Origin of the sequence: Anaerocolumna sedimenticola, assembly GCF_009931695.1 — a bacterium.
Lineage (GTDB): Bacteria > Bacillota > Clostridia > Lachnospirales > Lachnospiraceae > Anaerocolumna > Anaerocolumna sedimenticola.
The window spans coordinates 4,883,768-4,909,642 of the sequence record NZ_CP048000.1 but is presented as its reverse complement, the minus strand read 5'-3'; the positions used below and the strand labels follow the sequence as shown (position 1 = coordinate 4,909,642).

The following is a 25,875-nucleotide window of genomic DNA, read 5'->3' as shown; positions in this document are numbered from 1 at the left end:
AGGTAGATAAATGGAAAGTAAACTGGATTTTATTAAATATTTCATGGAAAAAATTGAATTTCCACAGGAAGCGCAGGAGGTTTTTCTTAACTTGTGCAGAAAAATTGAGCATGTTACAGGGCACCGTGAGAAGCTTAAAGAACTGGCTGACCGATTTATGAGCGGGGAAACGGATGGGGTTTATGACGAATTGGATGTTTTGGCTGAAACTATGAACGTCCATAGTTATACGATGTCACTGATGCTCATGCTTTGGTGCGGGGAAGAGCTGCTTGTTAAATATAAAGAGGAAGAAATACCGGAAGAGATATATTGGGATTCTATGTCTGATCTTAAATTCAAACTGATGGAATGTTATCAGGTTTACGGTATTTGGGGAACTTTCGTAAGATCATGGTATCCGGGTTTTTATCAGATGACCAGGTTTGCATTGGGACGTTTGCAGTATGAATACTCTGATTTTAAACTGAATCAGTATGAGGTGGATGGTAATATCCTGAAAAAAGGTGACAGGGTTATTAATATGCATATTCCTTCCAGCGGTTCTTTCTCGAAAGAAAAGCGGCTGGATTCCTATAAAAGAGCGTTTGAATTTTATAAAGATGATTTTGGCGGTAAACCGATTCCCATGGTTTGTAATTCCTGGCTGTTGTATCCGCAGCACAGGGAATTTTTGCCGGAACACCTGAATATCCGAAGCTTTATGGAGGATTTTACTTATATTGAAAGTGAGACGGAAGAGAAGTTTGAAAATGCCTGGAGGGTATTTGGAAAAGACAGTATGAAGGCGCCCAATGAGCTGCCACAGAATACCTCTTTACAAAAAGCTTATGCAGAGCACCTGATGGCAGGCGGCAAGACCGGAAGTGGTTATGGCATATTCTTCTTTGACGGAGAGAAGATCTTGCCTGAGAATTAAAAATAAGTTTTTAATATAAAAATCCCGGATATGCGGTGAAAGCAATGATTTTTCAGCCTTTCCGGACTATCCGGGATTTTATAAAATTTAACACCTAATAAAATACAAATCACATTACAATCTCACTAATAATCCTTACATGCTGATAGACTGTTAATAGTAATTACACAACTTATTGACATGGCAATTTTATAATAACGGACTTACTTCTCCCTTGGAGAACAGATTGAGCCTGTGAAGTGCCCTTGTGCACCCGATGTATAATAGTTTTTTATCATCTTCACTGTAATAATTTGTAATATCGGTATCACATATTAAAACAGCATCAAACTCAAGCCCTTTTGACATATACACAGGAATAATAAATACACCTTGCAAATCTGCTTCACTTTTATTTTTTATTAATGTAACATCCAATCTGTCCTTTAAACATTCAAACAAAGAAAGAGCATTTTTTTCGGTTTTACAAATTAATCCGATTGATTGGTATCCTTTTTCCTGACAGAATTTAATTTCTGAAATAATCATTTCATTAAGAGATAATTGGTTGTCGGCCGCAAAGACTTTTGGCTCATCCCCTTTTCGGTTGAAGCTCTTTATTTCTATACTTTGCTTAATGAATTTTGAACTATAAATCAAGATTTCATTCGTACAGCGAAAACTTTTATCCATGGTAACAAGAGATGATTTTTTCTTATTTAAAATTTCTCTAATTTGTCCGTATAGGGATAAATCTTCTTTTTTTTCAAGAGTTTGGTTTATATCCCCCAAAATCGTAAATTTAGAATTTGCAAACATGATATTCAATATTTCATAATGCAGGGGATAATAATCTTGTGCTTCATCGATTACCACTTGTTTTATATTTTTATAATAGTTGGTTCCGTTAATTTTTAAATACAAGTAAGCGAGAACGGCTGCATCATCATAGTATAAAAAACTGGTACTTAAATTTTCTTCTGTGAATATTAAAATATCTTCTATACAGTCCGGAAGCTCAGAGTCTTTTGATAAACGATAGAAATATTCTCTGTCACTAATTAGTTTCCTATACAGATTTAATACATTCAGTTCGGTAAACTTCTGTATTTGATTTTTAATAATAAACTCTTCTGATTTCTTTATACGAATTTTCTTTGACTCGTATATTAACTCCAAAATAAACTCTTCCAGCTGCTTTAATTTCATCCCTAAAGGAACTTCTTTTCTCCCCAATATTTTCTCCTTTAGTATTTCTTTGCTTACAATACACTGACCATCATAATAGACATCCTCAAACGCTATCCATCTATGTGGCAAATCACAAAGAAAGAGATTTAAAATTTCTAAAAACTGATGTGAGGTTTTGAATTCTATGCAGCTTTTTATAATGTCATGATACCCGGAGTTTGTGATCAGGTTTTCCAGAAATTGGTTTCTTGATTGTATCTGTTCATTCCGCAATATTGTAGTAAGCATTTCTTCAAATACCACAGAAACAACATTATCTTCTCCAAGTTCGGGTAATACATTAGAAATATATTGTTCAAATAATGAATTTGGCGATATAATAATAATATTATTAGAGGACAGTTTAGAGGACAGACCTTGATACATAAGATATGCAGCCCTATGAAGGGCAATGGATGTTTTACCGCTTCCGGCTACTCCTTGCACCATCATTAAGTCATTTTCCATATCTCTTATAACAATATCTTGCTCTTTCTGTATGGTTTCTACAATCGTTTTCATTTTAGAAGAAGTATTTTGGGATAATAGCTTTCTCAAAAATTCATCTACGATTTGAACATCGGCATCAAAAAAATATTCCAATACGCCATTGTTAATTTCATACTGTCGCTTCAAATTAACCTCCCCTGTTATCCGTCCGCCAGGGGCATCATAAAATGCCTTTCCCATTACAAAACGGTAAAAGACGCTTGCTATTGGAGACCTCCAGTCATAAACATACATTTCGTAGGAATTGTCTTTCATTAAGGAAGAGCGTCCGATATATATTTTTTCAAATATATCCTCACCGTCAAATTTAAAATCAATTCGGGCAAAATAAGGAGATTTAATTAAATTTTCCAGCAGCAGGATTTTGTTTTCTACTTCTTCATAGTCTACGATTTTATCTGTAACGGGGTTCAGATATTGACTTAATTCAGCAAGGGCTTCAAAACCATCTGAAGTCCAAAGAGCTGAAATGGAGTGTGACGTATTTTCACGCAGCTCCTTTTTGGCAGAAATAATCGCTGATTTATTCTCTTCATTTTTCTGTCTGGCCTGATTCAGCTGTTTTTTTGCTAACATTATTGTTTTTTCTAATCGTTCCTTTTCAAAATTTAATTCTGATTGATTGTTTTCCATTATGGAAATCACCCCTTATTTAGAATCGGCAGGAAAATTACCTCCAAAACCGTCACCAATAACTCTAGCATAACTATCCTCAGAAAAACAGTCTTGTTGTTATTGACTAGATTTGATATAATTATAATGGGAGGAAAGGTGATTGCAGTGAATCATCCATCACCATAGTACGGTCTACGCCTATCATACTATCCATGTATTATTAAGCAGTACATTATTAGTTATTATTTCTCTTTGACCCGTAGAATAGTCGGTATGTCCGCTAAAATTTATATAGACAATTAAAATGAACCGGAATTGCTCAGTATATGACGAAGCAGTCCCGGTTCATTTTGTATGATAAAAAAATATAGTAATCTGTTTTGGTAATTTAGCGGTTGCATTATTTCTGCGGCTGGATACCGCGCAAAATGAAGATACAATCGATATCGCCGGTGATTTTTTCAGAAAGCTCTATTCCTGCTCATCAATTGAAGCGATACAGGAACTGCTGCAAGGTATTATAGCAAAGAATTTCTTTAGGGAGCATACGGAGATAAAAAATAAATCAACCATTGCCACTTTAAAAACCTATGTCAAAATGCATTATAACGAAGAATCACTTTCACTCAAATGGCTTGCTGAAAATTATTTATTTATCAGCGTCGGTTATTTGAGCAAGCAATTTGTAAAAGAAGAAGGAATACGATTTTCCGAATACCTGAACGGAATTCGAATGGAAGAAGCCAAAAAATTGTTAAACCTATATTCTTTTGATAACATAAAAAATATAGTCAGGCAGGTTGGGTTCGGAAATAACCCGCATTACTTCAGCCAGGTGTTCAAACGATATACCGGATATACACCAAAAGAATATCTTGATAATGTTTTTTAAAACGGGTCGCTTTATTGAACTTAGAACAAAGTTTTTTTATTTAATTTAGATAGCATTTACGATATTCTTGTTAGAGCAGGTTGGAATAACTTACACATTCTTACACCGGCGGAGGAGCGGTTATATATGAAATATATTAATTGAAAGGAATAACAAATAAAATGACAAATGAATTATTATTAGAAAAGATTTATCTCATAGTTGAGAAATTAATGAATTTGGGAGGTGCAGATTATGACAGTGATAAAACAACTTCGGAAAATGCCAGAAAAACCGGTTTGGTTGCACGTGATTTCGGTATTGAAGAATGGGACTGGCCTCAAGGAGTTGGATTGTATGGACTGAATAAACTGCAGCTTTTTCTGGGTCAGGATAAGTACATGGATTTTTTTAAGAACTGGTTTGAAGCTAACATAAAAAAAGGACTTCCATCAGCTAATATTAATACAACTGCGCCTCTTCTTACTTTAGTTGATCTGTTGGACGAATTTAAAAATGCAGATTATGAAATCCTTTGTATGAAAAGGGCAGAATGGTTAATGAACGAACTTCCTAAAACAAAAGAGAATGGTTTTGAACATGTTACCAGTGCCATTGGTAACCGGAATGCAGTAGGGCGGCATGAAGAACAATTGTGGATTGATACGCTGTTTATGGCTGTACTTTTCTTAAATAAAATGGGACATAAATATAACCGGAAAGATTGGATTGAAGAATCCATTCATCAGGTGCTTTTACATATTAAATATCTGTATAACAAAAAAACAGGATTATTTTACCATGGCTGGACATTTAAAGAAAATAATAATTTCGGTGAAGTATTCTGGTGCCGGGGAAACTCCTGGTTTACTTTTGGCATTGTAGATTTTATTGAGGCTTTTCATGGACATATGGACGGCGGTTTAAAGAGGTATTTGGAAGATACCTTTAAAGCACAGGTTAACAGGCTGGTAACCTTACAACCGGAAAGCGGTCTCTGGCATACGGTTCTGGATGATAAAACGAGCTACGAAGAAGTTTCGGGTACGGCTGCTATAGCAACAGGTATTTTAAAAGGTATAAAGCTTGGAATCCTTGATGGCTCTTATAAAATAAAAGCGGATAAGGCAATTGAAGCAATATGCAGAAATATCGATATTGACGGAACGGTATTAAATGTATCCGCCGGAACCGGAATTGGTATGGATAAAGAACATTATAAAAATATCATGCTGGCACCCATGGCGTATGGACAATCATTGGCTTTGGTAGCTCTTTGTGAAGCATTGAATTAATTTGTTGCTTTTGCAACATACGAATCATACTGAAGCCATTATAATAATATCAAATAAAAATGGTGGAGGTACCTATGATAAATTTAACGAATCTAAATCGGCAGCATGAATTAATTAAAGCAGAGATCGGCTTTATAGAATCTGCAATAAAAAAAGGCAGCAGTACATCAATAAATACGGCTGAAGCAGCTTTACATATCAGTAAACTGGCCGGATTGCTTAAAATCCATTTAATAGAAGAAGACAAGTTTTTATATCCGGATTTACTGGATTCAAAAGACGAAGAGATTCAACTGATAGCAAGTCAATACATAAGGGAAATGGGTGACTTGGCAAATACGTACTCCGAATATAAAAGCAGCTACAATGTGGGCTCTAAGATTACTGCAAAATTAGATATATTTGTTCAGGATACAAAAAATATGATGGAAGCTTTGAAAAAGCGCATAAAAAAAGAAGATGATGAATTGTATCATTTAATAAAAATTAAAAATATGTGAAAGAGGAACCAGTAAAACACTAAGTAACATTTTTAGTGCTGCTGGTTCCTTTTTCGTCTCGCAAAAGCAAAGGAAACATATAGAATGCCTGCTTGAAATAAGAGTTTACCCCTGATTCTAATTGGGAATATAAAGTTTCTTAAATTCCGTTGGTGTGTATTAATTCTGTTTTGGATAATTTAATCAAAGTAACGGAATACAAGGTGTTTTACTTATGAAAAGTATTCATTTTTATGCTTCCTTGGTTTTTCTGTTTTTTTAAAAATTTAATTGTGTTATAATTGTAATAAAAAATAGAATATTATGTCGAAAATCTTCAGCATATTGACTTGTTAAATAATTAATTAGGATTTTATAAGATGTATCACAAATAGTAACACTATCGGAGTTTTGCAATTACCTAAAATAATAATAAATTAAGAGGAGAAGCGGTATTCTCTCTGTTTTCAGAGGGATGCGCTAAAGTTATTTTATGAAATTTATTGATGATAAGAGAATACATATACCGGCCAAAACAGAATTTGTACAGCGTAAATATTTAAATATCCAGTATGCTAAAGGAAACGAAAGAAGACAGCTGGATATTTATCTTCCTAATACGGGTATAGGCCCGTATCCGGTAATTATGGATATATATGGAGGGGGTTGGTACTTTGGTAATAAAAGCTCCTATAAATTAGAACCGGCCTTAAAACTCCTGAGAAGAGGATTTGCCGTGGTCAGTATTAATTATTCCTTAAGCTATCAACAACAGTTTCCCATACAGGTGGATGAGATTAAGGCGGCAATCCGTTACATTAAAGCCAACGCAGGTGAATATGATTTAGATCCTTTTAATGTGGCACTTATGGGAGAATCTGCAGGAGCTCATTATGCTGCATTATGTGCAACATCCTCTTCCTGCGGTAAATTAGAAGATAAAGAAACATGGGGAAATGCACAGGTAACCAGTGAAGTACAGGCGGTTATCGCAGTTTATTGCCCCAGTAATCTTGGTGTTTTAAAAGAAGAACTGGATACTCTCGGGTTGGAACCTTCCTTTAAGGAGGTTGGAGAAGCAGATTCTATGGAGGGGATGCTTTTCGGAGGTAGAAAACCGGCTGAGGTTCCTGAGTTAGTAAAATTAGCAGATCCACATACCTATGTGAATAAAAACTGCCCTCCTTTTTTATTTTTTCATGGTAACCAGGATCAGTGTATTCCAATTTTACAAAGTATGACATTAGCTACTGCGATTAAGCAGGCTGCAGGCCTTACCAGGGCAGAATATCATATAATCCGAGGGGCAAGGCATAATTTGGCAGACTTTGAATCAGAGGAAATATATAACTTGGAGGAAAAATTCTTAAGAAAATATTTAATTAATCCATGATAGAAAGACAAAACCGTTAATTTTCTTAGTATTGGTTATAAGTGTCCGGATTATAACAGCCAAACCGGTGATAAATTTAATGTGGGAAAGGGTGGATACATGTATCATTTAGTCATTGTCGATGATGAGGAAAAAATTTTAGACGGTATATCGGAGTTATTTCCATGGAATAATATTGGATTTGAGGTTGTTGCGCGTTTTACGGATGCCGACAGCGCTTTGTCCTATGTGGAGGAGGAGCCGGTAGATGTTGTGATGACGGATATTTCCATGCCTGTAATGAATGGAATAAGCCTGACAAAAGAACTGAAACGTTTTCCTCATATAAAAATTGTATTGTTCAGCAGTTATAAGGATTATGAATATATGCGTGCCGGAATTCAGTATGGGATCAGCGATTACTTGTTAAAACCCATCCGTTACGAAGAATTGGTAGCCTGTTTTGAGAAAATCAGAATGAACTTAGATGAAACTAATAAAGTAATGGATAATCGGCCGAAAACTTATTATAACGAGATAATTCAACGTGTGGATAATTACCTTCAAAACAATTACCAGAAAGCATCCTTGGAAGGAGCTGCGGAGATAGTAGGGCTTAGTCCAAACTACTTATCGAAAATATATAAAGAAAAATCCGGCAGCGGATTTTTAGAAAAACTAAATAAAATCAGAATGGAAAAGGCAAGTGAACTTTTGCTGGATCCTAACTATAAAAGCTATGAAATAGCATTTTATGTAGGTTATGATAATCCCAAAAATTTCTCAAGGGCATTTAAAACCTATTATAATGTTAGTCCCATGGATTTTAGAAATGGAATCAGGAAGGAGAACAGATAAGGTATGCTTCGTAAATTTTTTATGAAACGATTCCGTACATTTGCGATTATCATGTTTATACCGTTGCTGCTTCTCTTTATCATAATGGGATTCATGAATATTTATACCCAGCAGGAGGAACTTAAAAAACAAGGAGCCAATACCTTAAAAAGTATTAATGACAATATCGTATATGTTGTTTACAGTACCATACACCAACAGGATGTTATGATGGGAAGTGCCCAATATAAACTGGCACTTCAGAAATTGCTCAGTCATGCTCAGTTAGAGTTTAAAGATGTAGTATTTATGAATGCTATCGAAAACTTCTTAAAGAGTTCAGAGACTTCTTATCCTTATATCAATTCCGTTTATCTCTACATAAACGGCAGAGATAATTTTCTGGCTTCTTCTTCCGATCAGCTGGCATCTATTAAAACCTATTTTGATAAAGATTGGTTTAATCATTATAAAAAGATTCCCAAAGAGGACGAGCAATTTGTTGAGACCAGGTGGCTGAAAAGATACAGCTATGAAGCAGCTAAAGAAGTTATAACTATTTATCAGCGTATGAAATATGCCAAGGGTGTTATAGTAGTGAATGTCAACGCAAAGAATTTCGGAATGATGATTGACAATATGCTTTATCATTCGGGCCAGAGCTTTTTTTATTTAAATAAAAAAGGTGATACGTTATTTGCCAGCAATCCGGATACAGCGTCCGATGTAACGTCCAAAAAAGGTTTTTTCTCAGATATTATTAAGGAATATGAAGCTAAGGGTAAGTTCAGTAAAAATCAGGAATGGGTGAATATTAACGGAAAATATTATCTGTTTTACATAGAACCTGCGGCTTATTATGAGACTTATTTCGTATCCATGATATCTTTTGATGTTTTTGCCGACAGTCTCTTGGATTTTCTAAAGTTAGCTCTGGCAATCCTCCTTTTAAATTTTCTGATTGTTATGCTTCTGGCTTGGATTACCACCAAAAGTGCATTTAAACATATTACTTATCTGGTGGATGTTTTCAGTGCGGCTGAACGGGGAGAGTTCATAGAAAAACCGCAGTTGATCGTAAAAGATGAATACAATTTGATTATGAATAATATTCTTTTTCTATTCATTAAAAACAGTCAGATGCAGACCAAATTAATGGAAAAACAACACCAGAATGAAATTACGGAAATTATGGCTTTACAGCTGCAGATTAACCCGCATTTTATCTTTAATACCCTGCAGACAATGGATTTAGAAGTATTAAAAGAAAAAGGCGGCCAATCCACCCTCCATACCATGATACAGGAACTGTCAAGAATAATTAAATATGCTCTGACCAATCCGACGGAGCCTGTAACCTTACGGGAGGAGCTTAATTATTTAAAGGCATATCTTCAGATTCAGGAGATCCGGTTTAATCATATCATCATCACCTATTTTGAAATAGATGATGAGATTTTAGATCATCAGGTTTTTCGTCTTATGCTGCAGCCAATGGTTGAAAACAGTGTTAACCACGGAATAAAATCTACCGAACGGCGCTGTTATCTTAAGATAAAAGGGTACTTAAGGAATGATGAAATAAACATAGCAGTTATTGATAACGGCTGTGGAATGACGAAAGATGAAATTGCCGAGCTGTATATTAAAATCAATGATCCCTCGTCAAAGAACATTGGATTAACGAACTTAAACCGCAGATTGGTACTTCATTATGGGGATCGGAGTAAATTACACATCCGAAGCAAAAAAGATATGGGTACAGGAATTTACTTTAGGATACCTGTACAAACGGGAGAAATTAAGAAAAGTTATGTGTAATATCACGAAAAACAGAGGAAAAACATGATTCGTCTTAGCAATATTGCAATAAATGAATAAAAAAAAATAAAAATGATACCATCCGGTTTTTAATGCGTAAAATATGAATCTTTATATTAGACTGTGTACCTTTTAATGATTCCTGCCGGATGATAGAATGATATCACTGAAGTGGTTCACAAATGCGAAATGGGTAACCGCTCATAAAAATAATATAGTGGAGGGTTTCATTATGAAAAAGAAAAAAATTGTTGCTTTGTTTCTTACTATGGCAATGACGGCATCGTTAGTTGGCTGCAGTGGTTCAAAAAGTACCTCAGGCACTGCCAATACAGATGAAACAACAAATGCTGTTACAGAAACGAATTCTGCCGCAGACAGTACAGTAAGTGCTGAAACGGCAGAAAAACATGATCCGGTAAGTCTTCGTTTCTCCTGGTGGGGTGGTGATGCGAGACATGAAGCTACCTTAGCAGTTATTGACCAATTTGAAAAAGAATATCCCTGGATTACCATTGAAGCCGAATACAGTTCCCAAGATGGTTACAACGATAAGCTTATGACACAGTTCGCCTCCGGTACCGCTCCGGATATTATGCAATTGGAAACAGGTGCAGCTCCGGAATATTATGGACAAGGCCAGCTTTTAAATTTATCTGAAACCAGTATTGATTTTTCTAATTTTGATCCTACATTCTTACAAAACAACGGTCAGTTCGGCTCGGGAAGCCAATATGCAATGCCAACCGGACAAGCCGGAAGTGCTATTGTTGTTAATAAGGATTTAGCCGATAAAATCGGAATCGATTTCACCAAACAATATGACTGGAATCAGTTAATAGAATGGGGAAAACAGGTTCAGGAATATGATCCGTCCATGTATTTAATTTCCGGTAATTTAACTTATATGACGGCATTTATTATGCGTACCTGGTCAAGACAGGCAAATGGTGATGCGATTATCAGCAAAGATAATAAATTAAACATGACAGAACAGCAGTTTGAAGAATGTTTAACATACATAAAATCTTTATATGACAACAAAGCAGCTGCTCCACTATCCTATATGGCATCCTATGGTACAAGCAACCAGGATGATCCGAACTGGATAGCAGGAAAATATGTATGTACCATTGGTTATACCTCATCAGCTGACGTTATGCAGGCTGCTAATCCTAACGCCAACTATATTGCAGGTAATATGCCGGTTATGTCAAATGCAAAAAGTGACGGCTGGTTTAACGACTGTCCTCAGTATATAGGTATTTATGCAAAAAGCAAGTATCCGGAAGAAGCAGCTATGTTCGTAGACTATTTCTTTAATAATGAAGATGCAATGAAAACATTAGGTACCGTTCGTTCCGTACCACCGACAGCAAAAGCTCAGCAGATTACGGAAGAAGCAGGCTCCTTAAATCCTTTAACCAAAATGTGTGTAGATATAAGCCAGCAGTATAACGGACTCTCTGATTCAGGAAAGACAACAAGTGCTGAAGTTACAGCTATACTGGAAGATGCTTTTGAAAGTGTCGCCTACGGTGCTAAAACGCCCGCTGACGAAGCAAAAGAAGTTATTTCCTTATTAAATGATTATCTTGCATTACAATAAAAACGGCTATCAAGTTAAAGCGGATATTCGAAATCCGCTACTAGCTCATAACCTTATGCCTGCTGCGCAGGCATTTCAGTCGGAGCCTACCCTCCGACTGAAACTAGTAAGTCTTAAACCCACCGCTTACGCTTCGCTAAGAAGCGAAGGACTTACTTATAAGATTAAATTCATAATTGGGGGAAAATGGGTTATTGCAAAGAATTAATTCATGAACTTGCGTATTGAATGCGTTTTGCAGGTAGTATGATTTGGAATTTGCAACAACCCATTTTATCTTTTAGGAGATACCACCAGTGCAGAGTTTGCTTATGTAAACTCTTTATTAAAGACAAGAGGTGAAACGGAATGAAAAAATCAGTTATTGCTAAGAGAGGTTATCAGGCATATTTTTATTTATTGCCCTGGCTGATCGGCTTTAGTTTCCTGCAGTTATATCCATTTTTATCTTCCCTGTATTATTCTTTTACCAATTACAATGCTTTCGGTAAAATGAATTTTATCGGTTTAAATAATTATATCAGTTTATTTACAAAGGATAAAGAATTTTACAAATCCCTTGGTGTAACAATTAAATATACTATATTTACGGTACCGGGTAAGATTATAATGTCCTTAGTTATAGCGGTAATGTTAAATAAAGCCAGAAAAGGTATCGGCATCATGAGAACAATTTTCTATCTGCCGTCACTGTTCGGAGGCAGTATTGCTGTTGCGATACTATGGAAATTATTATTTATGGATAATGGCTTTATAAATACAATTTTAAGCACTTTCGGCATAAAATCCGTTTCCTGGCTTGGAGATCCCAGATTTGCACTGAATACATTAAGTTTATTGGAAGTCTGGCAGTTTGGTTCTTCCATGGTTATGTTTCTTGCCGTATTAAAACAGGTTCCGGCATCTTTATATGAAGCAGCCCAAATCGACGGCGCAAACAAAGTTAAGACATTTTTTAAAGTTACCTTTCCTCAGATTACTCCTATTATATTCTTTTCCGTTATCATGCAATCAATTAATGCACTGCAGAATTTTACCTCGGCATTTGTTATCACCCAGGGTGGACCTGTTAAATCAACCTATATGCTGGGCCTAAAACTTTATAATGATGGTTTTGCTTATTATAAGATGGGTTATGCTTCTGCGACATCCTGGGTAATATTTTTACTGATTTTATTTGTCACAGTGATTTTATTTGCAACCTCAAAGTTCTGGGTGTTTTATGGAGATGAATAAAATTTTAAAGTTCAGATTGTATGAGATTTCATTTTAATGGAAAGAAGGTTTTAATTCATGAGTAGAAAATCAAGAAAAAAAATCACCGAACGTGTTATCTACGGTGTGATAATACTAATCGGGATTGCTATGATATATCCTCTTATTTGGATGTTTTTCGCAAGTTTTAAAAGTAACGAAGAAATATTCGGATCTCTTAAATTATTGCCGTCCAGTTTCAACTGGAAAGCCTATCCGGATGGATGGAAGAGTGCGGGAGGTGTAACTTACGGCAGATTTTTCTTAAATACCTTTATATTAGTTCTTCCGACTACATTATTCACCGTTGCTTCCAGTGCCCTGGTAGCCTATGGGTTCGCCCGTTTTGAATTTCCCGGAAAGAAACTGCTTTTTGCGGTACTGATTGCAACTTTAATGTTACCCAATGCGGTTATTATAATACCGAGATATACGATTTACAGATCCCTCGGAGTATTAGATTCCTATTGGCCATTTTACCTCACCGCCATATTTGCCTGTTATCCGTTTTTTACTTATATGTTAATCCAGTTTTTAAGAGGTCTGCCGAAAGACCTGGACGAATCGGCTTACATAGATGGCTGCGGGACTTTTAAAACCTTTACCGGTATTTTGCTTCCCTTATTAAAACCCTCACTGTTTTCAGCCGGATTATTTCAATTCCTCTGGACCTATAATGATTACTTTAATTCTTTAATCTATATTAATACGGTTACAAAATATACGGTTTCCTTAGCATTACGTCTTTCCCTGGATGCAGAAACTGTGGTACAATGGAATAAAGTTATGGCAATGGCTTGTGTTGCGGTTTTACCGGTGGTAGTTTTATTTTTCTGCTGTCAGAGATATTTTGTGGATGGAATTGCAACAACCGGCTTAAAAGGTTAAAATGATCTTCAAATACTATTAGTGATGCCGCCCCAGGCGGCGGATTGAGAGGAATTTATGGCGTATGCAACGAATCCAATTTTAACAGGATTTAACCCTGATCCTTCCATTCTCAGGGTAGACAGTGATTATTACATAGCAACATCGACATTTGAATGGTTCCCCGGAGTGCAGATACATCATTCCACTGATCTAATCCATTGGGAACTGATCGGTCATCCCTAAATAGGCTTTCTCAGCTAAATATGTTAGGCAACCAGAGTTCCTGCGGGATCTGGGCACCTTGTCTTACCTATGATAAGGGGACTTTTTACCTTATTTATACGGATGTGAAATCTTTTCTTGGGATGTTTAAAGATACTCATAATTATCTGGTTACGGCAAAAGATATCAAAGGACCTTGGTCTGAACCTATTTATTTGAATTCAAGCGGATTTGATCCATCCCTTTTTCATGATGACAGCGGTAAAAAATATCTTGTTAATATGATAATGGACCACAGACGCTGGAACTCAAAATTCGGAGGAATTGTCTTGCAGGAATATTCGGAAGAGAAGCAGTGTTTAGTCGGAGAACCGAAAATTATCTTTAAAGGAACTCCCCTGGGGTTAACGGAAGGCCCGCATATTTATAAACATGATGATTTTTATTATTTGATGACAGCAGAAGGCGGTACGGAATATGCACATGCTGTTACAATGGCAAGAAGTAAGAATCTTTTAGGACCTTATGAGGTGGATCCCTGTAATCCGGTTATTACCGCGTTACATCACCCAAATCAGCCCATTCAGAAAGCCGGTCATGGGAGTTTAACGGAAGGGCATAACGGAAAATGGTATATGGTGCATCTTTGCGGAAGACCGGTGGGAAAAGACCGCATGTGCATTTTGGGACGTGAAACGGCACTGGAAGAGGTTGTATGGAAAGACGGGTGGTTAAGGTTAGCTAACGGCGGTAATTCACCCAGTGAAACAGTAGAAATCGCCGGAGTTACGGCAGATTCAACCGTGCCTAAGAAATATCTGATGGAAGACTTTGAGAAAGATACCTGGAGCATTCATTTACAGACTTTACGGGTACCATTGGAGGAAAGAGCATCTTTGAAAGAACGTCCCGGATATTTGCGTTTATATGGGAAAGAATCCTTTACTTCCTGTTTTCACCAGTCACTTTTAGCTCACAGGCAGCAGGCTTTTTATTGTGAAGTAACAACAAAGGTAGATTTTAATCCAAAGAACTTCCAGCAAATGGCCGGTTTGGTTTATTATTACGATTCCTTAAGTTATTATTATCTGTATATTACGGAAGATGAGATTGAGGGGAAGGTATTAAGCATAATATCCAATGTTCTCGGCAAAGGAACACAACCCATTGGCGTAGGAATTCAAATACCGGCAGAGGGAGAAGTTTATTTAAGACTGACGACGGAGAAAGAAAAGGCTTATTTTTCTTATTCCATGGATAATAAAACGTTTCTTCAAATCGGAGAAACTCTGGATGCTACCGTACTTTCCGATGATTTTTATGCACCTACGGGTCATATTATGTTTACCGGTGCCTTTATTGGCATTTGCTGCCAGGATTTATCCGGACAGGGTAATTTTGCTGATTTTGATTATTTCGAATATAAAGAAATTTAGACAAAATAGAATCTGACAGGATTCCTTTCATGAAATAGTTGGATTTATGACAGGAAACCAATTGACAGAATGGAATATCAGTGCAATAATAGAATAAAAGAAAATTTGTAAGACAGCTTACATCTAGACAGGAAAGATTGTAAGCTGTTGCATCAAAATTTTACGGAGGAATTCATGGTTATAAAACCAATTAATAAGGTAAACGTAAGCGAACAGGTATTTAATCAACTAAAGAAAGCCATTATAGAGGGTGAATGGAAACCCGGCGATAAGATTCCGTCAGAAAATGAACTTGCATCAAGTTTTGGAGTGAGCCGGATGACGGTCAGACAGTCATTACAGAAATTAATCGCTCTTGGATTAATTGAAACCAAATTGGGGGACGGCTCCTACGTCAGAGTTTTAGAAGCAGGTGATTCCTTAAATGCCTTAATGCCGGCAATGTATTTAAATAAAGATTCTTTCCTTGATGTAATTGAATTCAGAGAGATGATTGAAACGGAATCAGCAGGATTAGCGGCTATCCGGTCTACCGGGGAACAGCTTACGGAATTAAAAAATATTTATACTAGAATGTTATCCAATAAAAATAATATTAAGAAATTCGCTATGGATGATCTGGCGTTTCATTGCAAGATTGGTGAAATGACCGGCAATGAGTTGATTATTAAAACTTATGCCCTTTTAGACGACATTCTGGAAGCAGCCATGTATGATGGTATTACCAAAATGGGTACGGAATATGCGGAACAATACCACCAGTTATTAATTGACAGCATAGAGGCACATGATGAATTAAAAGCCAGGGAATATATGAAGAAGCATCTAATGAATAATCGTGAGTATTACAAATAGATGGTTATTTATTGTAGGTAAATGAATATATAAATAGTAACAAATTTATTTTTTATTCATACCTGTTAGACAAGTAACAACAAACAACATACAAAAAATTAAATAATTAATTTTATAAACCTAAAGGAGGATAAAAATGAAGTATAGTAAAGAGTTGATTGATGAATTAAATCAAAAGGCGAAAAAATTAAGAAAGGATGTTGTAATCAGCATTGGTGTGGGGGTTGCTGGCCACATAGGAGGCTCCAATTCCTCAGCGGATATTGTATCGGCATTGTATTTCCACAAAATGAAACATGATCCGAAAAATCCAAAGATGCCAGACAGAGACCGCTTTTTATTAAGCAAAGGGCATGTTGCGATTTTACAATATGCAGCATTAGCAGAATCCGGTTATTTTCCGGTTGAAGATTTAAAGAAGACCAAGGAAATCGGATTTTATTTACAAGGTCATCCGGATGTCTTAAAAACTCCCGGTATTGAAGCAGGAACCGGATCACTTGGTCAGGGTCTGTCCATCGGACTTGGTATGGCTTTAGGTATGAAACTGGATCACATTGATAGAAAGGTATACGTACTGGTCGGAGACGGTGAAAGCGCAGAGGGTCAGATTTGGGAAGCTGCTATGGCTGCCAGTGCATTTAAAGCGGATAATCTGGTTGCGATCGTTGATAATAACGGATTACAGGCAAATGGTAAAGTAACGGACCGTTTTAACAGCTATCCGCTTATTCCCAAATGGGAAAGCTTTGGTTGGAATGTAATTGAAATAGACGGGCATAACATGGAAGAAATCCTTAGCGCATTCGATGAGGCGGATATGGTTAAAGGGAAACCGACAGTCATAATAGCACATACCGTTAAAGGGAAAGGTGTCAGCTTTGCTGAAAACGTCGTAGGATTTCATAATGGAATGCTGACGGAAGAAAATTATGCACAGGCATTGAAAGAATTATCCTAAGCAGGTGTAAAAAAGAATTTTAAAAAGCCAAAATTATATAGAAGAACTCCAGAATGAAATTCATTGGAATTCCATCGGAAAACGCTATGCGGTATCGAATCAGGAGGGTTGAAAGAAAATATAAAGAAAAGAAAGGATGCCACGAAAGACTTCTTTCAACCTGCGAAACATGTTTCGCATTCTTATAAGTGGCAGTAACCCATTTTCTGCAGATGGGTTATGCAATGGGTGTAAAAATGACATATACAAATCAAAGAATGGCATATGGTAACACATTAGTTGAATTAGGTAAAGAGGATAAGAGAATTGTTGTTCTGGATGCGGACCTTGGAGGCTCAACCATGGGCAAATTATTTGAGGCTGCATATCCGGAGAGACATTTTGAAATGGGTATTGCGGAAGCCAATATGACTTCCGTTGCAGCAGGTCTGGCACAGACCGGTAAAATACCTTTTACCAATTCTTTTGCAGTTTTCGCAGGAGGGCGGGCATACGATCAGATAAGACAGACAATAGCTATTGGAAAATTAAATGTTAAAATCTGCGGATCTTCTTCCGGCATGTCCGATTTCGGTGACGGTGCTACGCACCAGGCTATAGAAGATATGGCTATTATGCGGGCTATTCCTAACATGACAGTTATATGTCCTGCCGACGCAAATGAAACAGTACAGGCAGTAAAAGCTATGGTGGAACTGGATGGCCCCTGTTATCTTAGATTAAACCGTAATGACTATGAGAACGTCACACCGGAAGATAAACCGTTTGAAATCGGTATTCCAAGTGTTTTAAAAGAAGGCAGTGACATTGTAGTATTTGCAACCGGTATTATGGTTGGTAAAGCTCTGGAAGCTGCGGAAGAATTAAAGGATAAAGTTTCTGTAAAAGTTGTAAATGTCAGTACCATTAAACCAATGAATAAAGAAGCTGTTATTAAACAGGCAAAAGACTGCAAAGCTGTTGTTACCGTAGAGGAGCACAGTATAGTTGGTGGTCTTGGCAGTGCTGTTTCAGAAGTACTCTGCAAAGAATGTAAACCGATTGAATTTGTAGGTGTTGAAGATACTTTTGGTGGCAGCGGCCATAATTATAATGATGTTCTGGAATATTACAAGCTGACCAAAGAGCATATTGTGGAATCGATTCTTAAAATGGTAGAACCTTACAAATAAGTAGTTTAGCGGACCTAAGAATATCCGCTTTGACTACATAAAAGAAAATAAGGCTGAAAGAAAATAAAACAGAGAAAGGATGCCACATTTGAAATCTTACAGCCTGTTAAATTTTATTTATATTTTAATATGTGGCGATGAGACCGGTGTAAAATTTAAAATTTACTTACTTGGGAGAGGAAAGTTATATGCTGGACCCAGTTAATAAATTAGAGGATTTTCAACAGTCCCATATGGATAAAATAATGAAAATTGGATTTATAGGATTAGGAATTATGGGTAAACCCATGGCTAAGAATCTTTTAAAGGCCGGATATGAAATAGTTGCTTATGACGTAATGAAGGATAATCTGGACGATGTAACAAAAGCAGGTGCAATACCTGCGGCTTCCTCGAAAGCAGTTGCAGAAGAATGTAAAATAATTATTACCATGCTGCCAAACAGCCCTCATGTAAAAACTGTAGTTTTAGGGGAAAACGGTGTTTTAGAAGGAGCAAAGGAAGGTACCATTCTTGTTGATATGAGTTCGATTGCTCCCCTGGCATCACAGGAAATCTGCAAGGCATGTGCCGAAAAAGGAGTTAAAATGATAGATGCCCCTGTATCCGGAGGAGAACCAAAAGCAATTGACGGAACTTTATCTATAATGGCAGGCGGAGATAAAACCGTATTTGATGAAGTGTATGATATTTTAATGGTTATGGGTGCCAGTGCCGTTCATTGCGGAGATATCGGTGCCGGCAATACGACCAAGCTGGCAAATCAGGTTATTGTTGCTTTAAATATTGCAGCTGTATCCGAAGCTTTTATGCTTAGTACTAAAGCAGGAGTTGATCCCATAAAAGTTTTTGATGCAATTAAAGGCGGGCTTGCAGGTTCGACCGTTATGAACGCTAAAGTTCCAATGATTACAGAAGGAAACTTTAAACCGGGATTTAAGATTGATTTACATATTAAAGACTTAAGTAATGCATTGGATACCGGGCATGGAGTAGGAGCACCGCTTCCGCTAACCTCTTTGGTTATGGAAATGCTCCAGACTTTACATGCGGACGGACACGGACAGGATGACCACAGCGGTATTGCTATGTATTATGAAAAACTGGCTGGAACCGAAATTCGTAAATAGATATTATAGGTAATTGCCAAACAAGATTATCGTTTGTATACCATGCAAATAATACGCTTTCAGGGCTCAAATCTGTCAGGAGGCAACAAATGCCAGAAACAAGTATTAATTGTATGGTATACTCAAAAATTAATTAGTTTCGCAATTAATAGAATAGAAATGACCTTTAAAGGAGATTAAAAATGTCAATTGGATCGAACTTAGAAAAATTATTTTCCCTGGAGGGAAAAGTTGTATTATTTACCGGTGCAGCCGGTGGTATCGGAAGTGAATTGGCATCAGGATTGGCGATGGCAGGTGCGGCTGTAGCTCTTTGTGATATTGATAAGCAGAGATTAGAAGTTGTAAAAGGACAGATTGAAGCTGAGGGCGGAAAAGCATCTACCCACGTCTTAAACGTATTGGATAAGAATAATATAAAGTCCTGTGTTGAGGAAATAGGAAATACTTACGGACATATTGATGTACTGGTAAACTGCGCCGGAATTAACAAAAGAGAAGGCTTCATGGATGTAGAAGAAGATACCTATGACCGAATAATGGCAATTAACTTAAAAGGTGTATTCCTGGTGTCCCAGGAAGTTGCTCCTTACATGATGAAGCAAAGGAACGGAAGTATAATAAATATCGGATCCCATAATACTGGTTGGGTATTAGGGGGTTGCTCCGTATATGCGGCAACGAAAAGCGGGATTTATGCATTTACAAAATCCCAGGCAGTGGAATGGGCAAAATATAATATCCGCTCGAATTGTATAAGTCCCGGGCATATTAAGACTCCTTTAACTACTGTTACCTGGGAACACCCGGTTCGTTCCAAATATCTGTTAGACAGAATAGCCATGAACCGCCCCGGATATCCGGAAGATATTGTAGGAGTATGTATTCTCCTTGCTTCAGATGCTTCTTCCTACATAACAGGCTGTGAATACAGAGTGGACGGCGGATGTATCGCAGGCGGCCAGCCCTGGCCTTATGATACAAAATATTAAATACAACATTCTAGCTAAACAGTAACATGCCCCATGGATCTTACGTGAAATGGGGCTAATTTACTGTTTTATCTTAAAATTCAACAAAATTCTTCAAAAAAGCCCTGAATTTATACTGTTTTAATACTTTTTTTATACGAATTTTTGGGATACTCCGGGAATAAGAATCATAATAATACTTTTGGAGCATTTATTTTTAATTAAGAGTATGATAAAGTAGGGTAATATATAGACCGGTGAAGCAAGTAAGAGAAGTATGCGGATGGTGCCGTTGCAAAATCTTAAATCTATCTTACCAGGGAGAGAAAGCCCAAGTAAGGTAAGTATATTATTTTGCAAAAGCCCCAGGAAAGAGGGAATTATGATAGTAAATGCAATTCATCATGTAGCGATTATTGTATCAGATTATAAAAAATCCAGAGAGTTTTATGTTAATAAACTTGGCTTTGAAGTAATCCGCGAGAATTACAGACAGGAACGGGGCGACTATAAACTTGATCTGCGTTTGGGTGATTGTGAATTGGAAATATTCGGAATGCCAAATCCCCCTAAAAGAGTAAGCCGTCCGGAAGCCTGTGGACTTAGACATTTGGCATTTCGTGTATCCAATATAGAACAAGCCATACAGGAATTGAACAAGCAGGGAGTCCAAACGGAAGAAGTACGTTTGGATGAGTTTACTGGCAAAAAATGACCTTTTTCTTTGATCCCGACGGACTGCCCCTGGAACTTCATGAGTAACGTAATCCGCAAAAGCAGTTTTTAAAAAATAGATTTTTACAGTAAATTTATGTGAAAAAACATACTTTATTGCAGCCTTTTTCGTTTAAATATACAAATTCTAAATATATCTTTACTTTCGGTATTGATTTTTTAAAAAAAATGCTGACACTTAATAGCTTTTTCAGCAAAATTCTATGTTTTTTAACAATTTTAGCATTTTTGAGATTTTTTAACTAGACAGATTGCCAAGAGAGGTATATTATATGTTTAATTTCGAAAATTGGATGAGAGGAGAGGGATGTAATATGTTAACAAAAGTATTTCAATTAAATAAATTATATATTTCAGCTATTATATCTCTTTTAATTTGTACGTTATTTTTTCTTATTATAATAATATGAATACATCCATGGCAATTTACAAAAAAAACCTGGAAAGTAATAGTCAGAGCGTGAAATTAAACAGTGAAACTATGACTAAATCAGGTACTAATACCAATAAATCAAAATATTCCAATGAAAAGTTAGCGGTAACCGAAAACGAGGAATTAAATTCAGAAAAAAAATTAGCTGACAGCCATCAAGGCTCTCTTGTGAGAAAATGGGTGTTCTACTATTTTTATATATTAAATTTTCTATTTCTATCTGCATTCATCCTTTATAACAAAGGGTGGTTTATTAAAGTACTTCTATCGAGATATCAATTTTATCAGGTGCATTTTATCCAGTTGAAAGACGGTAAAAAGAGCGCTCTGTCTTATCAGCTTTCATTTTAATATGATGAATTTAAAATGGTTTATTTCATAATACTAACATCAAAATTAATTTAGTATTATGCCGCTCATTAACTGCGCCTTTAGAACGAAAAACAGGAGCGTAGAACTGCCTTACAAAAGGCTGCCGTCTTGGTAAAAATTTAACAAAAGGAGGTGAGATCTATGGAGGATTTAGGAGCAGAGTTAATGTCAGAATTAAGCAGTAAAATAAGTTTTGTCATTCCCATTTTTGGAGGGATACCTGTACCAACTTCAGTAGTTGTGACATGGGGAATAATGGCATTTATCATGATTCTGACGCTAATTTTTGTACGTAATTTAAAATTGGTTCCCAAAGGACCGCAAATCTACGTAGAAGCTTTGGTTGGATTTATTAATAATTTCTTTGAAGATATTTTAGGGGAAGAAGGGAAACGATATATTCCATACCTTGGTACAGTATTAATTTATATTACCTGTGCAAATTTAATTGGTATTTTCGGAATCACCCCTCCCACAAAGGACTTAAACATTACTGCCGGACTCGCTATTATGAGTATTATTTTAATTGAATATTCCGGTATACATGCAAAAGGCGGAAAAGGATGGCTGAAAAGTTTTACGGAACCCATGTCTATTCTGACTCCCATAAACTTTTTGGAAATGTTTATACGGCCGTTATCCCTGTGTATGCGACTTTTTGGTAATGTATTGGGTTCTTTTGTTATTATGGAATTAATTAAGATAATTGTTCCGGTCATTATACCGATACCGTTCAGTTTTTATTTTGATATATTTGACGGTTTAATACAGGCTTATGTCTTTGTATTTTTAACATCACTTTTTATGAAAGAAAAAATGGAAGAATAAAAAATTATTTAAAATTTAGGATAGGAGAATAAATTATGACAGGATTAATCGCAGTAGGAGCTGGTTTAGCAGTATTAACAGGTGTAGGTGCCGGTATTGGTATCGGTATTGCTACTTCAAAAGCAAGTGAGGCTATCGCAAGACAGCCGGAAGCAAAAGGCGATATTAACAAAGCTTTATTATTAGGTTGTGCGTTAGCAGAAGCAACAGCAATTTATGGATTTGTTATCGCAGTATTAATTATTTTATTCTTAAAATAAAAAAGAATGAAAGAAAAACTCTATTCAGAGATAAGAAAATTACCTTATCTCGCAGAAATTTTATGTAGCCACCAGTGGCAGATTGAGAGGTAAAATTATGACAGGATTAATCGCAGTAGGAGCTGGTTTAGCAGTATTAACAGGTGTAGGTGCAGGTATCGGTATCGGTATTGCCACCTCTAAAGCATCCGAAGCCATCGCAAGACAGCCGGAAGCAAAAGGAGATATTAACAAGGCATTATTGTTAGGATGTGCCTTGGCAGAAGCAACAGCAATTTATGGTTTCGTTATCGCCGTCCTGATTATACTTTTCTTAAAATAATAGGAGGGGATAGTATTGTTAAACTTAGATTGGAACATCATATGGACTTTTGTTAATATCTTGGTAATCTATTTTTTCCTGAAAAGGTTTTTATTCAAACCGGTTACTGAAATTATGGAAAAGCGTACGCAGACAATTGAAGATTCTCTGCAGGATGCCGAAGATACTAAATTAGAAGCCAACAAATTAAAAGATGAGTATGCAGCGGAATTAAGCCATGCGGATGAAGAAGCTGCTAAGATTATAAATGAAGCAAGAGATAGGGCAACTTCGGAATATAATAGAAGAATCAAAGAAACGAAAGAAGAAGCAGCCAGAATTATGCAGGAAGCAAGTAAGACAATTGAATTGGAAAGAAAACAGTCCATTCAAAATGCACAGGCTGAAATCGCTGGAATTGCCATGCTTGCAGCTTCTAAAATCATCAATAAAAACATGGATGACAGTAAAAATAAAGAATTCCTGGGGATTTCTTAAAAGAAGTAGGTGCTTCTAAATGATGACTTCACAGGCAGCGAACTATGCAAAGGTTCTGTTTTCTTTGGGACTTAAGGAAGAAGCGGTACAACAGGTAAAACAGATATTTTTGAGAAACCACGAATTAATTGAAGCTTTGGATAATCCTATCATAAAAGAAAAAGAGAAGGAAGCTGTCATAGATCGTATATTCGAGAATGATATTCGCAGTTTTTTAAAAGTATTATGCAAGAATCAATGTATCAGTATCCTTGATAAGATATTGGAAGCATACGAAACGTTAGTATTAGACAGCAAGAATATAATAACAGCTAAATTATCTTATGTTACAAGGCCTGATGAAGCTGAACTTGGACAGATTAAAGATATGTTATGCGATAAATATGGGAAAACAGGAGTTATTCTTGATTTGGAAGAAGATGATTCCCTGATTGGCGGTTATGTATTGACAGTCGGTGATATGGAATTTGATAAAAGCGTCAGGGGAACTATATCAGAAATGAAGAAAGCTCTAATCAGGAGGTGAAATGTTTGAGTAATGTAAATCAAAATGATATTATTTCTGTTTTGAAAAGTGAAATAGAAGATTATGATATAAAAATGACAGTAAAAGAAACAGGAACAGTTATTAGTATCGGTGATGGTATTGCAACCGTGTACGGATTGGATCATGCCATGTATGGTGAATTGGTGGAATTTGAAACAGGCGTACGTGGTATTGTTCAAAATCTTCAGTTAAAAACCATCGGATGCGTTCTACTCGGCTCAGACTATGGAATAAAGGAAGGATCCAAAGTAGTCAGGACGAAAAAGAGAGCCGGTGTTCCGGTTTCTGAGAGCTTAATCGGAAGAGTAGTGGATGCTCTGGGAAGTCCGATAGACGGTAAAGGTCCCATTGATGCTAATGAACTTTTCCCCATTGAAAATGAAGCACCCGGTGTTTGCGACAGAAAATCAGTTAGTGTACCTTTACAAACCGGTATTCTTGCAATAGATGCCATGTTCCCAATCGGAAGAGGACAACGTGAGTTAATCATCGGTGACCGTCAGACCGGGAAGACCTCCATTGCAATTGATACGATCCTGAATCAAAAAGGACAGGATGTTGTGTGTATCTATGTTGCAATCGGTCAGAAAGCGTCTACCGTTGCCAAAATTGTTTCCACCCTGAGTAAGTATGGGGCTATGGATTATTCTATCGTAGTATCTGCTTCCGCAAGTGACCTTGCGCCGCTTCAATACATTGCTCCTTATGCGGGAACTGCTATGGCGGAATATTTTATGAAACAGGGCAAGGACGTATTAATTGTTTATGATGATTTATCCAAACACGCCGTAGCTTACCGTACCATGTCCCTGTTATTGGAAAGAGCACCGGGACGTGAAGCTTATCCGGGTGATGTATTTTATCTGCATTCCCGGTTATTGGAACGTTCCAGCCGGCTGGATGAAGATCATGGCGGCGGATCCATTACAGCATTACCGATTATTGAAACGTTAGCCGGAGATGTTTCTGCCTATATACCAACAAACGTTATTTCCATTACAGACGGTCAGATATTCCTTGAAAGTGAATTATTTTTCGCCGGTGTCCGTCCTGCGGTTAACGTTGGGTTGAGCGTATCCCGTGTTGGTGGTGCAGCCCAGACAAAAGCAATGAAAAAAGCTGCCGGCAGCCTTCGTATCGATTTGGCACAATTCAGGGAAATGGAAGTATTTACCCAGTTCAGCTCAGAACTGGATAAATCCACAAAGGACCTTTTAGATCATGGCTACCGTCTGGTAGAACTCTTAAAGCAGCCTTTATCAAAACCGTTAGCATTACATGAACAGGTAATACTCTTAACTGCTGCAAACTTAAGGCTTTTGAATGATGTTCCGGTAAAACAGATTAAAACGTTCCGTAATGATTTAATGGAATTTATCAGAACGAAATATCCTGAAATCGTAAAGGAAATTGATACAAATAAAGTATTGACAGATGAACTGAGTGAACAGATTAAAAATGCAGTTAAAGAATTTAAAAAGTAGGTGATTGTT

General features: G+C 36.6%; 24 protein-coding genes and 2 pseudogenes. 25 read left to right on the top strand and 1 reads right to left on the bottom strand.

Translation table 11 applies throughout. From position 1 onward, the window contains the following. Positions 1 to 10 precede the first annotated feature (10 nt). The gene (locus Ana3638_RS21865; protein WP_161839920.1) at positions 11 to 919 is read left to right on the top strand and encodes an acyltransferase domain-containing protein; all 909 of its coding nucleotides are present in this window, start codon (positions 11 to 13) and stop codon (positions 917 to 919) included. Between the two features lie 189 nt (positions 920 to 1,108). On the opposite strand, the gene Ana3638_RS21860 is transcribed toward Ana3638_RS21865, so the two are convergent. After that, positions 1,109 to 3,271 (bottom strand): HelD family protein, encoded by a 2,163-nt coding sequence (locus tag Ana3638_RS21860; RefSeq protein ID WP_161839919.1) that lies wholly within the window; start codon positions 3,269 to 3,271, stop codon positions 1,109 to 1,111. A 580-nt stretch (positions 3,272 to 3,851) separates the two neighbouring features. On the opposite strand from Ana3638_RS21860, the gene Ana3638_RS21855 reads away from it, so the two are divergent. From Ana3638_RS21855 to atpA, 24 genes and pseudogenes are all read left to right on the top strand, one after another. Beyond that, a complete protein-coding gene (locus tag Ana3638_RS21855) occupies positions 3,852 to 4,145 on the top strand; it encodes a helix-turn-helix transcriptional regulator (protein ID WP_281352850.1) in 294 nt (97 codons plus the stop codon). Positions 4,146 to 4,306: 161 nt separating this feature from the next. Beyond that, complete coding sequence (locus Ana3638_RS21850) at positions 4,307 to 5,419, top strand: glycoside hydrolase family 88/105 protein (protein ID WP_161839917.1); 1,113 nt, start codon at positions 4,307 to 4,309, stop codon at positions 5,417 to 5,419. A gap of 74 nt (positions 5,420 to 5,493) precedes the next feature. Further along, entirely contained in the window at positions 5,494 to 5,919 is a 426-nt protein-coding gene (locus Ana3638_RS21845; RefSeq protein WP_161839916.1) for a hemerythrin domain-containing protein, read from the top strand. A 472-nt stretch (positions 5,920 to 6,391) separates the two neighbouring features. Further along, positions 6,392 to 7,291, top strand: coding sequence for an alpha/beta hydrolase (locus tag Ana3638_RS21840; protein ID WP_161839915.1), 900 nt, complete (start codon positions 6,392 to 6,394; stop codon positions 7,289 to 7,291). A gap of 99 nt (positions 7,292 to 7,390) precedes the next feature. Then, entirely contained in the window at positions 7,391 to 8,128 is a 738-nt protein-coding gene (locus Ana3638_RS21835; protein WP_161839914.1) for a response regulator transcription factor, read from the top strand. Positions 8,129 to 8,131: 3 nt separating this feature from the next. After that, entirely contained in the window at positions 8,132 to 9,928 is a 1,797-nt protein-coding gene (locus tag Ana3638_RS21830) for a cache domain-containing sensor histidine kinase (protein ID WP_161839913.1), read from the top strand. A 232-nt stretch (positions 9,929 to 10,160) separates the two neighbouring features. Then, positions 10,161 to 11,537 carry an ABC transporter substrate-binding protein gene (locus Ana3638_RS21825; protein ID WP_161839912.1) on the top strand — a complete coding sequence of 459 codons (1,377 nt, stop codon included), beginning with the start codon at positions 10,161 to 10,163 and terminating at the stop codon, positions 11,535 to 11,537. A gap of 348 nt (positions 11,538 to 11,885) precedes the next feature. Beyond that, the gene (locus Ana3638_RS21820; RefSeq protein WP_161839911.1) at positions 11,886 to 12,773 is read left to right on the top strand and encodes a carbohydrate ABC transporter permease; all 888 of its coding nucleotides are present in this window, start codon (positions 11,886 to 11,888) and stop codon (positions 12,771 to 12,773) included. A 57-nt stretch (positions 12,774 to 12,830) separates the two neighbouring features. Beyond that, a complete protein-coding gene (locus Ana3638_RS21815; RefSeq protein ID WP_161839910.1) occupies positions 12,831 to 13,679 on the top strand; it encodes a carbohydrate ABC transporter permease in 849 nt (282 codons plus the stop codon). A 57-nt stretch (positions 13,680 to 13,736) separates the two neighbouring features. Beyond that, positions 13,737 to 14,557, top strand: a pseudogene (locus Ana3638_RS27170) (glycoside hydrolase family 43 protein); the annotation flags it as partial. After that, a complete protein-coding gene (locus tag Ana3638_RS27165) occupies positions 14,558 to 15,319 on the top strand; it encodes a beta-xylosidase family glycoside hydrolase (protein WP_408609533.1) in 762 nt (253 codons plus the stop codon). A 174-nt stretch (positions 15,320 to 15,493) separates the two neighbouring features. Next, on the top strand, positions 15,494 to 16,174 hold the full coding sequence (locus Ana3638_RS21805) for a FadR/GntR family transcriptional regulator (RefSeq protein WP_161839909.1): 681 nt from the start codon (positions 15,494 to 15,496) through the stop codon (positions 16,172 to 16,174). Positions 16,175 to 16,310: 136 nt separating this feature from the next. After that, complete coding sequence (locus Ana3638_RS21800) at positions 16,311 to 17,135, top strand: transketolase (RefSeq protein ID WP_161839908.1); 825 nt, start codon at positions 16,311 to 16,313, stop codon at positions 17,133 to 17,135. 236 nt (positions 17,136 to 17,371) lie between these two features. Further along, a complete protein-coding gene (locus Ana3638_RS21795; RefSeq protein ID WP_161839907.1) occupies positions 17,372 to 18,307 on the top strand; it encodes a transketolase family protein in 936 nt (311 codons plus the stop codon). A gap of 245 nt (positions 18,308 to 18,552) precedes the next feature. Beyond that, entirely contained in the window at positions 18,553 to 19,437 is an 885-nt protein-coding gene (garR, locus tag Ana3638_RS21790; protein ID WP_161840660.1) for a 2-hydroxy-3-oxopropionate reductase, read from the top strand. A gap of 182 nt (positions 19,438 to 19,619) precedes the next feature. Continuing rightward, the gene (locus tag Ana3638_RS21785) at positions 19,620 to 20,429 is read left to right on the top strand and encodes an SDR family NAD(P)-dependent oxidoreductase (protein WP_161839906.1); all 810 of its coding nucleotides are present in this window, start codon (positions 19,620 to 19,622) and stop codon (positions 20,427 to 20,429) included. Between the two features lie 361 nt (positions 20,430 to 20,790). Further along, a pseudogene (gloA2, locus tag Ana3638_RS21780) lies at positions 20,791 to 21,170 on the top strand (SMU1112c/YaeR family gloxylase I-like metalloprotein). Positions 21,171 to 21,561: 391 nt separating this feature from the next. Beyond that, complete coding sequence (locus Ana3638_RS21775; protein ID WP_161839905.1) at positions 21,562 to 21,927, top strand: hypothetical protein; 366 nt, start codon at positions 21,562 to 21,564, stop codon at positions 21,925 to 21,927. Between the two features lie 162 nt (positions 21,928 to 22,089). Beyond that, complete coding sequence (locus Ana3638_RS21770; RefSeq protein ID WP_161839904.1) at positions 22,090 to 22,776, top strand: F0F1 ATP synthase subunit A; 687 nt, start codon at positions 22,090 to 22,092, stop codon at positions 22,774 to 22,776. A 35-nt stretch (positions 22,777 to 22,811) separates the two neighbouring features. Beyond that, positions 22,812 to 23,036, top strand: coding sequence for an ATP synthase F0 subunit C (gene atpE, locus Ana3638_RS21765; RefSeq protein ID WP_161839903.1), 225 nt, complete (start codon positions 22,812 to 22,814; stop codon positions 23,034 to 23,036). 97 nt (positions 23,037 to 23,133) lie between these two features. Beyond that, a complete protein-coding gene (atpE, locus tag Ana3638_RS21760) occupies positions 23,134 to 23,358 on the top strand; it encodes an ATP synthase F0 subunit C (RefSeq protein ID WP_161839903.1) in 225 nt (74 codons plus the stop codon). Positions 23,359 to 23,373: 15 nt separating this feature from the next. Then, the gene (atpF, locus tag Ana3638_RS21755) at positions 23,374 to 23,835 is read left to right on the top strand and encodes a F0F1 ATP synthase subunit B (RefSeq protein ID WP_161839902.1); all 462 of its coding nucleotides are present in this window, start codon (positions 23,374 to 23,376) and stop codon (positions 23,833 to 23,835) included. Positions 23,836 to 23,854: 19 nt separating this feature from the next. Then, positions 23,855 to 24,361, top strand: coding sequence for an ATP synthase F1 subunit delta (gene atpH, locus Ana3638_RS21750; RefSeq protein WP_161839901.1), 507 nt, complete (start codon positions 23,855 to 23,857; stop codon positions 24,359 to 24,361). Next, a complete protein-coding gene (gene atpA / locus Ana3638_RS21745; protein WP_408609482.1) occupies positions 24,358 to 25,866 on the top strand; it encodes a F0F1 ATP synthase subunit alpha in 1,509 nt (502 codons plus the stop codon). Before atpH ends, atpA begins: the two co-directional genes overlap by 4 nt. The last annotated feature ends 9 nt before the right edge of the window (positions 25,867 to 25,875 follow it).

Coding starts and splice junctions, on each gene's coding strand:
- Ana3638_RS21865 (WP_161839920.1), top strand. CDS start 11: ATGGAAAGTAAACTGGATTTTATTAAATATTTCATGGAAAAAATTGAA.
- Ana3638_RS21830 (WP_161839913.1), top strand. CDS start 8,132: ATGCTTCGTAAATTTTTTATGAAACGATTCCGTACATTTGCGATTATC.
- Ana3638_RS21845 (WP_161839916.1), top strand. CDS start 5,494: ATGATAAATTTAACGAATCTAAATCGGCAGCATGAATTAATTAAAGCA.
- Ana3638_RS21805 (WP_161839909.1), top strand. CDS start 15,494: ATGGTTATAAAACCAATTAATAAGGTAAACGTAAGCGAACAGGTATTT.
- Ana3638_RS21795 (WP_161839907.1), top strand. CDS start 17,372: ATGACATATACAAATCAAAGAATGGCATATGGTAACACATTAGTTGAA.
- Ana3638_RS21800 (WP_161839908.1), top strand. CDS start 16,311: ATGAAGTATAGTAAAGAGTTGATTGATGAATTAAATCAAAAGGCGAAA.
- Ana3638_RS21815 (WP_161839910.1), top strand. CDS start 12,831: ATGAGTAGAAAATCAAGAAAAAAAATCACCGAACGTGTTATCTACGGT.
- Ana3638_RS21770 (WP_161839904.1), top strand. CDS start 22,090: ATGGAGGATTTAGGAGCAGAGTTAATGTCAGAATTAAGCAGTAAAATA.
- Ana3638_RS21835 (WP_161839914.1), top strand. CDS start 7,391: ATGTATCATTTAGTCATTGTCGATGATGAGGAAAAAATTTTAGACGGT.
- atpH (WP_161839901.1), top strand. CDS start 23,855: ATGATGACTTCACAGGCAGCGAACTATGCAAAGGTTCTGTTTTCTTTG.
- Ana3638_RS21855 (WP_281352850.1), top strand. CDS start 3,852: ATGCATTATAACGAAGAATCACTTTCACTCAAATGGCTTGCTGAAAAT.
- Ana3638_RS21820 (WP_161839911.1), top strand. CDS start 11,886: ATGAAAAAATCAGTTATTGCTAAGAGAGGTTATCAGGCATATTTTTAT.
- Ana3638_RS21850 (WP_161839917.1), top strand. CDS start 4,307: ATGACAAATGAATTATTATTAGAAAAGATTTATCTCATAGTTGAGAAA.
- Ana3638_RS21775 (WP_161839905.1), top strand. CDS start 21,562: ATGGCAATTTACAAAAAAAACCTGGAAAGTAATAGTCAGAGCGTGAAA.
- atpE (WP_161839903.1), top strand. CDS start 22,812: ATGACAGGATTAATCGCAGTAGGAGCTGGTTTAGCAGTATTAACAGGT.
- Ana3638_RS21840 (WP_161839915.1), top strand. CDS start 6,392: ATGAAATTTATTGATGATAAGAGAATACATATACCGGCCAAAACAGAA.
- atpE (WP_161839903.1), top strand. CDS start 23,134: ATGACAGGATTAATCGCAGTAGGAGCTGGTTTAGCAGTATTAACAGGT.
- Ana3638_RS27165 (WP_408609533.1), top strand. CDS start 14,558: ATGTGCATTTTGGGACGTGAAACGGCACTGGAAGAGGTTGTATGGAAA.
- Ana3638_RS21825 (WP_161839912.1), top strand. CDS start 10,161: ATGAAAAAGAAAAAAATTGTTGCTTTGTTTCTTACTATGGCAATGACG.
- Ana3638_RS21860 (WP_161839919.1), bottom strand. CDS start 3,271: ATGGAAAACAATCAATCAGAATTAAATTTTGAAAAGGAACGATTAGAA.
- garR (WP_161840660.1), top strand. CDS start 18,553: ATGAAAATTGGATTTATAGGATTAGGAATTATGGGTAAACCCATGGCT.
- Ana3638_RS21785 (WP_161839906.1), top strand. CDS start 19,620: ATGTCAATTGGATCGAACTTAGAAAAATTATTTTCCCTGGAGGGAAAA.